This window comes from Bordetella tumbae, assembly GCF_965139195.1.
Classification (GTDB): Bacteria; Pseudomonadota; Gammaproteobacteria; order Burkholderiales; family Burkholderiaceae_B; genus Bordetella_A; species Bordetella_A tumbae.
The window spans coordinates 149910-162503 of record NZ_CBCSJH010000009.1 but is presented as its reverse complement, the minus strand read 5'-3'; the positions used below and the strand labels follow the sequence as shown (position 1 = coordinate 162503).

General features: G+C 60.8%; 12 protein-coding genes. 9 read left to right on the top strand and 3 right to left on the bottom strand.

The features are described from left to right. Positions 1-37: 37 nt before the first annotated feature. From ACNA0J_RS12980 to ybgF, 8 genes are all read left to right on the top strand, one after another. Complete coding sequence (locus tag ACNA0J_RS12980) at positions 38-1768, top strand: proline--tRNA ligase (protein ID WP_415819265.1); 1731 nt, start codon at positions 38-40, stop codon at positions 1766-1768. 52 nt (positions 1769-1820) lie between these two features. Further along, on the top strand, positions 1821-2240 hold the full coding sequence (gene ybgC / locus ACNA0J_RS12975; protein ID WP_415819292.1) for a tol-pal system-associated acyl-CoA thioesterase: 420 nt from the start codon (positions 1821-1823) through the stop codon (positions 2238-2240). 3 nt (positions 2241-2243) lie between these two features. Then, positions 2244-2924: a protein TolQ gene (tolQ, locus tag ACNA0J_RS12970; protein WP_415819264.1), complete on the top strand. Its 681-nt coding sequence runs from the start codon at positions 2244-2246 to the stop codon at positions 2922-2924. Continuing rightward, positions 2924-3400: a protein TolR gene (tolR, locus tag ACNA0J_RS12965; RefSeq protein WP_094819866.1), complete on the top strand. Its 477-nt coding sequence runs from the start codon at positions 2924-2926 to the stop codon at positions 3398-3400. Before tolQ ends, tolR begins: the two co-directional genes overlap by 1 nt. Positions 3401-3433: 33 nt before the next feature. Then, positions 3434-4618, top strand: coding sequence for a cell envelope integrity protein TolA (tolA, locus tag ACNA0J_RS12960; protein ID WP_415819263.1), 1185 nt, complete (start codon positions 3434-3436; stop codon positions 4616-4618). Positions 4619-4634: 16 nt separating this feature from the next. After that, complete coding sequence (gene tolB, locus ACNA0J_RS12955) at positions 4635-5954, top strand: Tol-Pal system beta propeller repeat protein TolB (protein ID WP_415819262.1); 1320 nt, start codon at positions 4635-4637, stop codon at positions 5952-5954. Between the two features lie 33 nt (positions 5955-5987). Next, positions 5988-6491, top strand: coding sequence for a peptidoglycan-associated lipoprotein Pal (pal, locus tag ACNA0J_RS12950; RefSeq protein WP_415819261.1), 504 nt, complete (start codon positions 5988-5990; stop codon positions 6489-6491). An 86-nt stretch (positions 6492-6577) separates the two neighbouring features. Continuing rightward, a complete protein-coding gene (gene ybgF / locus ACNA0J_RS12945; RefSeq protein ID WP_415819260.1) occupies positions 6578-7261 on the top strand; it encodes a tol-pal system protein YbgF in 684 nt (227 codons plus the stop codon). 225 nt (positions 7262-7486) lie between these two features. Here the strand turns inward: ybgF and ACNA0J_RS12940 are convergent, their stop codons facing one another. Beyond that, positions 7487-8395 carry an EamA family transporter gene (locus ACNA0J_RS12940; protein WP_415819259.1) on the bottom strand — a complete coding sequence of 303 codons (909 nt, stop codon included), beginning with the start codon at positions 8393-8395 and terminating at the stop codon, positions 7487-7489. Beyond that, positions 8392-8913 (bottom strand): YbaK/EbsC family protein, encoded by a 522-nt coding sequence (locus tag ACNA0J_RS12935; RefSeq protein ID WP_415819258.1) that lies wholly within the window; start codon positions 8911-8913, stop codon positions 8392-8394. Before ACNA0J_RS12935 ends, ACNA0J_RS12940 begins: the two co-directional genes overlap by 4 nt. A gap of 140 nt (positions 8914-9053) precedes the next feature. Here ACNA0J_RS12935 and ACNA0J_RS12930 point away from each other — a divergent pair, with 140 nt between their 5' ends. Continuing rightward, positions 9054-9857 carry an alpha/beta fold hydrolase gene (locus ACNA0J_RS12930; RefSeq protein WP_415819257.1) on the top strand — a complete coding sequence of 268 codons (804 nt, stop codon included), beginning with the start codon at positions 9054-9056 and terminating at the stop codon, positions 9855-9857. A 552-nt stretch (positions 9858-10409) separates the two neighbouring features. Here ACNA0J_RS12930 and fusA read toward each other — a convergent pair. Beyond that, on the bottom strand, positions 10410-12521 hold the full coding sequence (gene fusA, locus ACNA0J_RS12925; RefSeq protein ID WP_415819256.1) for an elongation factor G: 2112 nt from the start codon (positions 12519-12521) through the stop codon (positions 10410-10412). Positions 12522-12594: the final 73 nt, after the last annotated feature.

Below are 12594 nucleotides of genomic sequence, written 5' to 3'. Positions count from 1 at the left end.
TACAGTCGATTATACGTATCCATAGCCACCTTTAACTATGCGCGCATCTACCTACCATCTCAACACGCTGAAAGAAGCCCCCTCCGAAGCCGAAGTCGTCAGCCACCAACTGATGACCCGGGCCGGCATGATCCGCAAATTAGCGGGTGGGATTTACACCTATATGCCCCTGGGCCTGAAGGTCATCCGCAAAATCGAAGCCATCGTCCGCGACGAAATGAACGCGGCGGGCGGGATCGAGCTGCTGATGCCCGTGGTGCAGCCCGCCGAGCTCTGGCAGGAATCCGGCCGCTGGGTGCAATACGGCGCGGAATTGCTGCGCATCAAGGACCGCCATCAGCGCGATTTCGTCCTGCAACCGACCTCGGAAGAAGTCATTACCGATATCGCCCGCAACGAAATCCACAGCTATCGGCAATTGCCCCTGAATTTCTATCACATCCAGACCAAGTTCCGAGACGAGCGCCGCCCCCGTTTCGGGCTGATGCGTGGCCGGGAATTCACCATGAAGGATGCGTATTCGTTCGATCGCGACGAGGCCAGCGCCCAGCAAAGCTACGACAAGATGTATGACGCGTACATGCGCATTTTCAGCCGTCTGGGGCTGGAATTCCGTGCTGTTGCAGCCGATACGGGCTCGATTGGCGGCACACGCAGCCACGAGTTCCAGGTCATCGCCGACACGGGCGAGGACCTGCTGGCGTACAACCCCGACTCCCAGTATGCCGCCAATATCGAATTGGCCGAGGCCCCCTGCCTGCTGGCCGAGCGGGCGGCGCCGGCCCAGACGCTTGAGGCCACTCCCACCCCTGGGGCCGCCAAATGCGAGGACGTCGCCAAACTGCTGGGGCTGCCCCTGGAGCGCACCCTCAAATCGCTGGTGCTGGCGACCGAACCCGAGCCCGGCAAGGTTCAGATCTGGCTGCTGATGCTGCGTGGCGACCACGAACTCAACGAAATCAAAGCCGGCAAAATCCCCGGCCTGGCAGACTTCCGCTTTGCCACCGAATCCGAAATCGTAGAGCATTTTGGCTGCAAACCCGGCTATCTGGGCCCGATCGGCACGGCGCTGCCGGTACGCGTCGTAGCGGACCGCACAGTCGCCAACATGGCGGATTTTGTCTGCGGCGCCAATCGCGAGGACTACCACTACACCGGCGCCAACTGGGGCCGGGACCTGCCGGAACCCGAAATCGTCGCTGACCTGCGCAACGTGGTGGCCGGAGACCCGTCGCCCGATGGCGTGGGCCATCTGGCGATCCAGCGCGGCATCGAGGTAGGACACGTCTTTTTCTTGGGTACGAAGTACTCCGACGCACTCAAGGCGACCTTCCTGGACGAGACCGGCAAGCCCGCCACCCTGCAAATGGGCTGCTACGGCATCGGGATCACCCGAATCGCAGGCGCAGCCATTGAACAAAATCACGATGGACGCGGCATCCTCTGGCCCAGGGCCATCGCCCCGTTCGAAGTCGTGATTTGCCCGGTAGGCTGGGGTAAAAATGAAACTGTTCGTAACGAGGCCGTAAAACTCTATGACGAACTGCGCGCCCGTGGCGTGGACGTCATTTTGGATGATCGTGACGCCAGGCCAGGGGTTATGTTCGCTGAATGGGAGCTGATAGGGGTCCCTTTGCGCGTAACAGTTGGAGAACGCGGCCTGAACGACGGTGTGGTGGAATTGCAGGCCCGTCGCGAAAGCGATGCTGTAAAAATTCCTGTCGAGTCGGCCCTGAATAAGGTGCTGGACAAGCTGGAAACGCTGTAGACTGCCCAGCCCACCAAGCTAGGCGTGCTGATAAGGCTGCTCTCTCACTGTGATTGAATCGACGTTCACCGAAGCCATCTTTAATATCCGTGTCTATTACGAAGACACGGATGCGGGTGGCGTCGTGTTCTACGCCAACTATCTGAAATTCCTGGAACGCGCACGCACCGAATGGCTGCGCGAACTGGGCGTTCAGCAGTCGGCATTGGTCGCAGACGAAGCACGGATGTTTGTCGTCCATTCGCTGGACATGTCATACCGTAAACCGGCACGGTTGGACGATTTGATTACCATACGCAGCCGAGTGACCCGAGTGGGCCGCGCGTCGATACATTTCGACCAACGTGCGGAACGCGACGGGGAACTGCTCGCGCATGGCAATATCCAAATCTGTTGTGTCGATGCAGTGCATCTGCGTCCGGCGGCATTACCTGCCGTCGTACGCGCCAAATTGGAATCCCTTCAGGAATAACCCATGCAAGTCTCCAACGACATGTCGTTGATTTCGCTGGTCACGCACGCCAGCCTCCCCGTCCAGCTCATCATGTTGCTGCTGCTGGCCATTTCCATCATGTCCTGGACATATATCTTCGCCAAACGGCTGGCTATCAAACGTGCACACAGCCAGACCCGCCGTTTCGAAGACGATTTCTGGTCGGGTGGAGATCTGTCGATGCTGCAACAGGCCGTCGCCAGCCGTCGTGACGAACAGGGCGCCCTGGCCCGCATCTTCGATGCCGGCATGACCGAATTCCTGAAAGCGCGCCGCACCAACACCAACGGCGACGTCAACACCATTCTGGATGGCCCGCGCCGTGCCATGCGTGCTGCATATCAGCGCGAAATGGACTCGCTGGAGTCCCACCTCAACTTCCTGGCCTCGGCCGGCTCGGTCAGCCCCTATATCGGCCTGCTGGGTACGGTGTGGGGCATCATGCACGCTTTCATCGGCTTGTCGAACATGCAGCAGGCCACGCTGGCCTCGGTAGCCCCTGGTATTGCCGAAGCGCTGATCGCCACCGCCATCGGTCTGTTTGCCGCCATCCCGGCGGTCGTGGCCTATAACCGCTACACGCACGATATCGACCGCCTGTCGATTCGTTTCGACAGCTTTGTCGATGAATTCCTGAACATCCTCCAACGCCAGGTGCGCTAATGCCTTCGGTACGGTCGAACGGCCGCGCGGGCCGACGCATGAAGGCCGACATCAATGTCGTGCCCTACATTGACGTGATGCTGGTGCTGCTGGTGATCTTCATGGTCACCGCCCCGCTGATCACCCCCGGCCTGATCAACCTCCCGTCGGTGGGCCAGGCCTCGGATGTGCCTGCGACGCCGCTGGAGGTCCAGATCTCGGAAGACGGCCAGTTGGCGTTGCGCATGCGCGAGGCCGGCGCCACGCTGCAGGACATCCCGCGCGACCAACTGGTCGATCAGGTCCGTCAACGAATCACCGCCGAAACTCCTGTGGTCATCGCCGCAGACGGCAAGGTGCCCTACGAAACCGTGGTCAAAGTCATGGACGAATTGCGCAGCAATGGCGTGACGCGCCTGGGCCTGCTGGTTGACCAAGGCGGCGCTGCCGCACAGCAATCGACCCAGCCCGCACCACAGCAAACCAGAGGGCGCTGACGCGCTGGTGCGCGCCGCTTTGCCACATCATTTATGACCCCGCCTCTCTTTCGACACGACAGCACCGCGCCGCACTCTCCCGCCGCGCAAGACAATCGCAAAGCGCTGGGCCTGGCTATCCTGGCGCACGTGCTGCTGCTGATCGCCCTGATTTTTGGTGTCAGTTGGCATACCGAAAATCCCGGCCCGGTCCAGGTAGAACTATGGGCCAGCGGCGATACGCCCAATTCCCGTCCTCCCGAAGAGCAGCCCGACGAACCCAAAGTCACGCCCGAACCTCAGCCGCCTGAGCCACAACCCGAACCTGAGCCCGAGCCCGAGCCCACGCCTCAGCCAGAACCTGAGCCGCAGCCCGAGCCCCAGCCCCAAACCCCGCCGCCAGTGGCCCAACCTGATCCTCAGCCCGATCCCGAAATCGCGCTCGAGGCCGCGCGTAAAAAGCGCGAACAAGAGGAAAAAGCCCGATTGGCCGCTGAGGCTGCAGCGGAAAAGGCCCGCCAAGACGAAATACGCAAACAAGCCGAGCTGAAAGAACAGCAACGCCTGGAACAAGAGCGCAAAGAAGCGGAAGCCGAAAAAGCCGCAGAGGCCAAGAAAGCAGCCGCTGAAAAGGCCGCCGCTCAAAAGGCGGCAGCAGAAAAAGCCGCGGCAGAGAAAGCAGCAGCAGAAAAAGCGGCCGCACAAAAAGCGGCCACAGAAAAGGCTGCCGCCGAGAAAAAGGCCGCCGCAGAGAAGGCCGCAGCAGAAAAAGCCGCTGCCGAGAAGAAGGCCGCGGCAGAGAAAGCCGCAGCAGAAAAGAAAGCGGCAGCAGAAAAAGCAGCCGCTGCGAAAAAGGCAGCCGCCGACAAAGCCCTGCGCGACGCCATGCGAGGCGATGCCCTGGGCGCCGCCGGTATCCCGGGCGGCACGGCCGACCGCAACCAGCGAGGCGGTGGCGGCAATGACAGCGGCTATGCCGCCAAGGTGCGCACCTGCGTACGCCCCGGCGTGGTGTTTGATACGCCTGCCCGCAGCGGTTCGGCTAACCCGACAGCCCAATACCGGGTACAGTTGAGTTCAGACGGCAAGGTAACTGGCTTGAATCTGACCGGCTCGTCGGGCAACTCCGTATTTGACCGTGCGGTCGAAACGGGTATCCGGCGCTGCAATCCGTTCCCCAAACCCTCGACGGGCGCCTATCCGTCCGTTATTGATGTTGTGTACAGAATGTATGACTGACAGGAGATTGCTGATAATGACTCCCGCCTCCAGCCGCCCCTCGACCCCGGGGCTTGCGCGTGCCTATGGCATGCTATTTACCCTGCTGACGGCAATCGCTCTGCTGGTCTGGCAGCCCGCTCACGCCCAATTGCGGGTTGATATCTCTGGAACCGGGGCCACCCAGTATCCAGTGGCGATCGCCGATTTCGCGGTAGATGACGTGCACGGCCGCGCTATTGCGGACGTTATTCGCGCCGATTTGACCCGGACGGGCCAATTTCGCCTGATCAACGCCTCCGGCGCCGGGCTGAACGTGGACTCGCAGGTCAACTATGACGATTGGCGCAACAAGGGTGCCGATTTCCTGGCCTATGGCAGCATCACCCGCGGCGCCGATGGCCGCTACGACGTGCGCTACCGCCTGGGCGATACCATCAAGAAAGGCCAATTGGACGGCGTTGCCTTCTCCGGCAGCGAACAGGAACTGCGTCGCGTCGCGCACCAGATCGCTGACCGCATTTACGAGAAGATCACCGGCGTTCGCGGCGTGTTTTCGACGCGTATTGCCTATGTGCTCAAGCGTGGCAACACCTATGAACTGCAAATCGCCGATGCCGATGGCCAGAATCCGCAAGTCGCCCTGCGCTCGCGCGAGCCGGTCATCTCGCCGGCCTGGTCGCCTGATGGCGGGAAACTCGCCTACGTGAGCTTCGAATCGGGCAAACCTGTTGTTTATGTGCACACCCTGGCAACCAGCGCCCGCATCCCTGTTGCAAATTTCAAAGGCAACAACAGCGCCCCCGCCTGGTCGCCTGATGGATCCAAACTCGCGGTGGCTCTGACCCGCGATGGTTTGTCGCAAATTTACATCGTTGGTGCTGACGGAAACTCGAATATGCGCCGTTTAACGCGTTCTCCGGGCATTGACACCGAACCGATCTTTACGCCGGATGGCCGTTCTATTATCTTTACGAGTGATCGCAGCGGTGGACCGCAAATCTATCAAACCAGCCTCGACGGAGGCGATGCCCGTCGGCTGACTTTTAACGGTAGTTACAACATCTCACCCCGAATTTCCCCCGACGGTTCCACGCTGCTGTACGTTTCCAAACGCGACGGCGCGTTCCGCATCGCATCACTACAACTGGCCTCTGGCAACGAAGCCCTGCTGACCGATGGTCGTGATGACCAGTCACCCAGCTTTGCTCCCAATGGCATGCAAATCCTGTACGCTGCAGTGCAAAACGGCCGCAGCGTGCTGGCAGGAGTATCTAGTGATGGACGTGTGCGGCAAACGCTCTCCGTACTGAACGGGGAAATACGTGAACCCACGTGGGGCCCTTTTACCCGCTAAACACGCATGACCCTTCTTTGCAAAGGAAACATCATGAAGACGCGCATTGCCAAAAGCTTGACCATTGCCGCCTTGGCCGCCACGTTGGCAGCTTGCAGTTCGGTACCGCTAGATGACCAAAACGCTGGTTCGACCACGGGCAGCGGCACAGGTGGCTCGGCCTCCGGCCAGATCCTGGATCCGTTCAACCCGCAAAGCATCCTGGCGCAACAACGCTCGGTATACTTTGATTTCGACAGCTACACGGTGCCTGAACAGTACCGCAGCCTGGTGGAAACCCACGCCCGTTACCTGGCTTCGCACCAGCAACAGCGCGTGCAGCTCCAGGGCAACACTGACGAACGCGGCGGCGCCGAATACAATCTGGCCTTGGGCCAACGCCGTGCCGACGCAGTGCGTCGCATGATGACGCTGCTGGGCGCCACGGATGCTCAGATCGAGACCATCAGCTTCGGCAAGGAAAAACCCCGTTCGACGGGCTCCAGCGAAGCTGATTTCGCGGAAAACCGCCGCGCCGATATCGAATATCAGCGCTAAGCTTTTCGCGCACTAGCTCTGCCGCGNGNNGGAACGGTCAAGCGGCCGTTCCGACGCTTTTGTTTTTTTGGACTCTGGAATTTCTCATGCGCAATAAAGTCTTGCCCCTGCGTACCCTGGTCATCTCAGTCGCTCTGGCTACCACAGCCCTCGCTGCCCCTGCCCAGGCTTTTGCCGACGATGAGGCCCGCCGGGCCATTCTGGACTTGCGCGAACAAGTAAGACAACAAAACGAACAAAATCAACGTGCACGGCTGCAACTGGCGGATCAGATGCAGGCGATGCAGCAGGAGATCACGCAGTTGCGTGAGCAGTTGGAATTGGTGTCGCGCCAGCAGCCTAGCGGGCAGGCAAGCCACGGTTCGGCGAATCCGCCTGGAGCCACGGCTAGCGATCCCAGCGAGCAGTCGGCCTATGATGGCGCGATCGATCAATTCCGCCAGGCGCAATACCAGGACGCGGCTGATTCGTTCGCCGCGTTTCTCGCGTTGTATCCCAATAGCCAGTTGGCACCGACGGCCAAGTTTTATCTGGGCAGCAGCCGGTATGCAATCAAGGACTATAAGGGCGCTATCGAAGAGCTGAATCAGCTGGTGCAGCAGACGCCTAATGATGCCCGGGCGCCGGATGCGTTGCTGGTGATTGCTGGTAGCCAGATCGAGCTGAACAACCGGACGGGGGCTAAGGCTTCGCTGGAGCGGATTGTTAAGAATTATCCTAATAGTCAGGCGGCGGGGACGGCTAAGAATCGGTTGCAGTTGCTGCAGTAGAGGGATTGCGCTGGCATGGGGGGCTATTCTCATGCTGGCACGGAGGATCTCTATTAAGCCGTCCCTGTCGGGTGCCGGGCAGCCACGCCGGCCCTATCGCAGCGGCTCGGCGCAAGACCAGGCGCCGAGGTCCCCTTCGGGGACTGCCCGCCGCTCAACGGGCCGGCGTGGCTGCCCGGCACCCGACAGGGACTCATAGCAGTGAATTGCCTAGGGCGTTGTCTACTAGCCTGCTGAAGCGATCAGTAGCGCTGCGACGCCGATGATGATCAGGGCGATGCCTAACAGTTCTCGGCGGCTGGTGGCGTGTGAGAAGACGCGGCGGGAGAGGATTTGGGCGAATAGGACTTCTACTAGGCCTAGGGTACGGACATTCGCGGCGGCGGTGAGGGCGAAGCCGATGAACCAGCCCTGAGAGGCCGTAGCACCCAACAGGCCACCCCAGATGGAAGCGCGCCAGGCCGCCATGCAGGCGATGAGCAGGGTGCGGTTGAACAGGATCATCCAGACGGCCAGGATCAAGGTCTGTATGCCCAGGGACCACGCCAGCGTCCAAGTGGCTTGCAGGACAAAGCCGCCGCTGTCCAGCGTCAGAATCGCGCCGCGAAAACCGATGGCGGACAGGGCAAAGCAGGCGCCGGACACGAGGCCCAGCAATGCCGGGCGCAGGCTGCCACGGCCGGTGGCAGAGGCAGGGTTGCCTGACATCAGGACGACGCCTAATGTGGCGAGGATGACGGCCAACACGCCTGTGATCAATAGCGGATCACCCAGGACGACGAAGCCAAACAAGGCAACCTGGATCGGCTCTGTTTTGGTCCAGGCGGTGACGACGACAAAGGAACGCTCTCGCATGGCGGCGAGCATGAGCCCGGTAGCGGCGATCTGCGCGACGGCGCCGCCGACGACAAAGAGCAGGAATTCTGAATGAATGCCTGGTAGCGGGCCTCCGTCGATGGCAAATACGATGGCCAGAAACAGAAGCGCGAACGGGAATCCGAAGAGGAACCGAACTTGCGTTGCCCCCAAGGTGCCCAGCGTAGTCGTCAGGCTGCGTTGCACCGCGTTACGGCCGGCTTGGGCGGCCGCAGCCGCCAAGGTGGCGGGAATCCAGACCCAGGTCCAATCCGTCATTCTGGCGCCTTTTCAGCAGCGGGAATACGTAATGCCACATCGGCCAAGGGTGCGCCCGTCATGGCGGCCAACTGTTGCGGGCTCAGGCGGAATACCGCGTGCGGATGACCCGCCGCGGCCCACAAGGTGTCGTATTGAAAAAGGTCCTCATCGAGCAGCATGACGGGTTTGACCGCATGACCGATGGGGCACACGCCGCCGATGGCGTAGCCGGTCATCTCTCGCACAAACCGCGCATCGGCCTTGCCCAGCTCGCCCACGACCTCGGCGACTTTGGCTTCGTCGACGCGATTGGCGCCGCTGGCGATAACCAGTACCGGTGCATCATCGGAGCGACGCCGAAAGATGATGGATTTGGCGATTTGAGCGACCTCGCAACCCAGGCCCTGGGCGGCCTCTGCCGAGGTACGGCCGGTTTGCGGCAGGATGACGATGGGATGCTCGTGGCCCAATGATTGCAGCAATTGGGCCACACGCTGTGCAGATTCGGGTAAAGCAGAGGCAGATTCAGCTGACATGCTTGGCGATTCCGTGTGATCGAATACATCGCGCCCGGCAATACGGCGCGAGGGCAATGAGTGTATCAGCGACTGGCGCGCAAAGACCTGAAACCACCCAGGGCGCTAGAATCACGAGCTTGATTCCCCCTGTGCCCGCCATGCGTTCCGAACCTCAACTACCCCTGCAGACCGCTTATATCAATGATTACGCGATGACCTACACCGAACATGGGCAGGGCACGCCGCTGGTGCTGGTGCATGGCTCGTTGTGCGACTGCCGGTATTGGAAATCTCAGATGGGGCCGCTGGGCCGATCCTTTCGCGTGCTGGCGCCCAGCCTGCGCCACTATTGGCCGCAGGAGTGGGGCGGAGGTCCCTTTTCAGTCGATCAACACGTCGACGACCTGCTGGCCTTTATCGAGACAGTCGGCGAAGGCGCAGCGCATGTCGTCGGCCACTCTCGTGGCGCCCGTGTCACCCTCGAAGCCGCCCTGCGTGAACCCAGGCGCGTCCGAACGCTGACACTCGCGGATCCGGGGCCGCTGGCCCCCAACCCGTCCACAGATGATCGTGGCGGCTTTCGGCAGCGTTCACTGAAACTGATCGACGACGGCGAACTGGATGCCGGCCTGGCGCTCTTTGTCGACACCGTGTCCGGCCCCGACACATGGCGTCGCATGGTGCCTTGGTTTCAAGAAATGGTCCGAGACAATGCCACCACACTGCGCGGACAGGCCACCGAAATGCTCAACCCGCTGAGCCGCGAACAAATCCAAAAACTAGCCATGCCGCTGCTATTGATCGGCGGCGCGCTCAGCCCGGCCCCCTACCCCGCCGTGCTGCAAACGCTGTCAGAGTGGCTACCCTCGGCCCATAAAGAGGTCATCGTGGGCTCGTCACACGGCATGAACCTGGGCAACCCACGAGCCTTCAACAGTGCGATAGAGAACTTCTTGATCTGACACCGGCTCCCCGAGGCGGACCAAGATCGACTGTTGCAGCAGTTCATCCCTTCTCTCGTACCTCGTCATCCACGATCTACCGCCAGTTCCCTCTAACTCGGGCCCAGCAAATCAACGGTCCGACCCGTGCTCCTCTGGCCACCATAACAGCCGTTCGCTCCGCGAGCTCCGAAAAACGCGACCCTCGGCATACTTCCGAAGGCCAACCTTAGCAAACCGTCCGTCCACGGCCCGCGGCGGGCCTTAACATCCGTCCGCGTACTACCCGTGGCCAGTCACGACTGCGAGTCCCGGCCGGGTGCCAGGAAGGCGTGCCGCCCCGTTGAACAGCGGGAAGTCGCCGAAGGCGACCGAGGCCCCTGCTCATGGGCCGAGNCGCNGNGATAGGGGCGGTGCGCCTTCCCTGGCACCCGGCCGGGACGTCTCGACAGCGACACTCGGCATCAGCAAATGCCTCGACCACACACCAGCGTCCGCCACGCACGCAAACGCCCAGCACGCATCGCCCTACATCAGCAAGCTCCCTCCAGACACCACAAAAGCCGCCCCTCCTTAACGCCCCCCACCATGCGCAGCAATAACCTGCTCCGCCACCTGGTTAGGCGTCTCGGCATAGTGCTTGAATTCCATCGTATAAGTCGCCCGCCCCTGCGTCAGCGAACGCAGCGACGTGGAATAGCCAAACATCTCGGATAACGGCACCTCGGCGCGTACGAGTTTGCCACCCCCGCCCGCGATGTCCTCCATCCCCTGCACCATCCCGCGACGCGACGACAAATCTCCCATCACGTGCCCGGTGAACTCCTCCGGCGTCTCGACCTCGACTTGCATCATGGGCTCCAACAGCACCGGCTTGGCGCGCTGCATGCCTTCCTTGAACGCCATCGATGCAGCCATCCGGAATGCGTTTTCGTTCGAGTCGACATCGTGGTACGAACCGAACACCAGAGTGACCTTGATATCCACCACCGGATAGCCCGCCAACACCCCGGCATTCAAACTCTCGCGCACCCCGCGATCCACCGCCGGAATATATTCACGCGGCACCACACCGCCCTTGATCGCGTCGACGAACTCATAACCTTTGCCAGGCTCCTGGGGCTCGAGCTTCAGCACCACGTGACCATATTGGCCGCGCCCGCCCGATTGCTTCACGAACTTGCCCTCGACCGCGTCGCAGGTTTTGCGTATGGTTTCGCGGTACGCCACCTGCGGCTTCCCGACCGTGGCCTCGACCCCGAACTCGCGCTTCATGCGGTCGACCAAGATCTCCAGGTGCAGTTCTCCCATGCCGGAAATAATCGTCTGGCCGGATTCCTCATCCGAACGCACCCGGAAAGAAGGATCCTCCTGCGCCAATCGATTCAACGCCACGCCCATCTTTTCCTGATCGGCTTTGGTCTTGGGCTCGACCGCCTGAGAAATCACCGGCTCGGGGAACGTCATTCGCTCCAGAATGATCACATGCGCCGGATCAGTCAGCGTGTCGCCTGTGGTGACCTCTTTGATCCCCACCGCTGCGGCGATATCGCCCGCATACACCTCGCTGATCTCGCGCCGTTCGTTGGCGTGCATCTGCAACAGACGCCCCAGCCGTTCCTTTTTGCCCTTGAGCGGATTCAACACCGAATCCCCGGATTTAACGACCCCCGAATACACCCGGAAAAACACCAGCTGACCCACGAACGGATCGGTCATGATCTTGAATGCCAAGGCCGAAAACGGCTCCTTGTCATCCGGATGGCGTTCGATTTCGCGGTCTTTCTCATCGTGCCCCTTGATGGCGGGCACATCCACAGGCGACGGCAGATAATCGATCACCGCATCCAGCATGGCCTGCACACCTTTATTCTTAAAGGCGCTGCCGCACAGCATCGGCACGATTTCATTGGCAATCGTACGCTTGCGCAATCCACGCTTGATATCGTCCTCGGACAAAGTCTCGCCCGAGAGATATTTTTCCAGCAGTTCCTCATCCGCCTCGGCCGCCTTTTCAACCATATGGTCATGCCATCGGCGCGCCACATCCTGCAGCTCATCCGGAATATCGCGATACTCGAACCGCACGCCCTGGCTCTCGTCATCCCAGATGATGGACTTCATCTTGACCAGATCCACCACGCCCTGGAAATGATCCTCGGCCCCTACCGGGATCTGAATCGGCACCGCATCGCCCTTCAGGCGATCAACGATCTGCTTCTGCACCCGAAAGAAATCCGCGCCGATGCGATCCATCTTGTTGACGAACGCAATACGCGGCACGGCATATTTATTCGCCTGCCGCCACACCGTCTCCGATTGCGGCTGCACACCGCCCACCGCGTCGTACACCATACAAGCGCCATCCAGCACTCGCATCGAGCGCTCGACCTCGATCGTGAAATCGACGTGCCCCGGGGTGTCAATGATATTGATGCGATGTTCAGGATAATTCCCTGCCATCCCACGCCAAAACGCCGTCGTCGCCGCCGACGTGATCGTAATACCGCGCTCTTGCTCCTGCTCCATCCAGTCCATCACCGCGGCGCCGTTATGCACCTCGCCCAATTTATGGGTGATCCCGGTATAGAACAGAATGCGCTCAGTCGTCGTGGTCTTGCCCGCGTCGATATGGGCACTGATACCGATATTGCGATATTGATCGATGCGCGTTTTGCGAGTCATAGCCTTTCCTGGTGAATTCAATCCAGTGATGCAGCGCAGTCATAGAACTGCGCTCAAAGCATATTACGCCCAC

Bases quoted from the DNA above. Each gene is read 5' to 3' on its own strand.
- ACNA0J_RS12980 (WP_415819265.1), top strand. From the start codon at position 38: ATGCGCGCATCTACCTACCATCTCAACACGCTGAAAGAAGCCCCCTCC.
- tolB (WP_415819262.1), top strand. From the start codon at position 4,635: ATGACTCCCGCCTCCAGCCGCCCCTCGACCCCGGGGCTTGCGCGTGCC.
- pal (WP_415819261.1), top strand. From the start codon at position 5,988: ATGAAGACGCGCATTGCCAAAAGCTTGACCATTGCCGCCTTGGCCGCC.
- ACNA0J_RS12935 (WP_415819258.1), bottom strand. From the start codon at position 8,913: ATGTCAGCTGAATCTGCCTCTGCTTTACCCGAATCTGCACAGCGTGTG.
- tolA (WP_415819263.1), top strand. From the start codon at position 3,434: ATGACCCCGCCTCTCTTTCGACACGACAGCACCGCGCCGCACTCTCCC.
- ACNA0J_RS12930 (WP_415819257.1), top strand. From the start codon at position 9,054: ATGCGTTCCGAACCTCAACTACCCCTGCAGACCGCTTATATCAATGAT.
- tolR (WP_094819866.1), top strand. From the start codon at position 2,924: ATGCCTTCGGTACGGTCGAACGGCCGCGCGGGCCGACGCATGAAGGCC.
- ybgF (WP_415819260.1), top strand. From the start codon at position 6,578: ATGCGCAATAAAGTCTTGCCCCTGCGTACCCTGGTCATCTCAGTCGCT.
- tolQ (WP_415819264.1), top strand. From the start codon at position 2,244: ATGCAAGTCTCCAACGACATGTCGTTGATTTCGCTGGTCACGCACGCC.
- ACNA0J_RS12940 (WP_415819259.1), bottom strand. From the start codon at position 8,395: ATGACGGATTGGACCTGGGTCTGGATTCCCGCCACCTTGGCGGCTGCG.
- fusA (WP_415819256.1), bottom strand. From the start codon at position 12,521: ATGACTCGCAAAACGCGCATCGATCAATATCGCAATATCGGTATCAGT.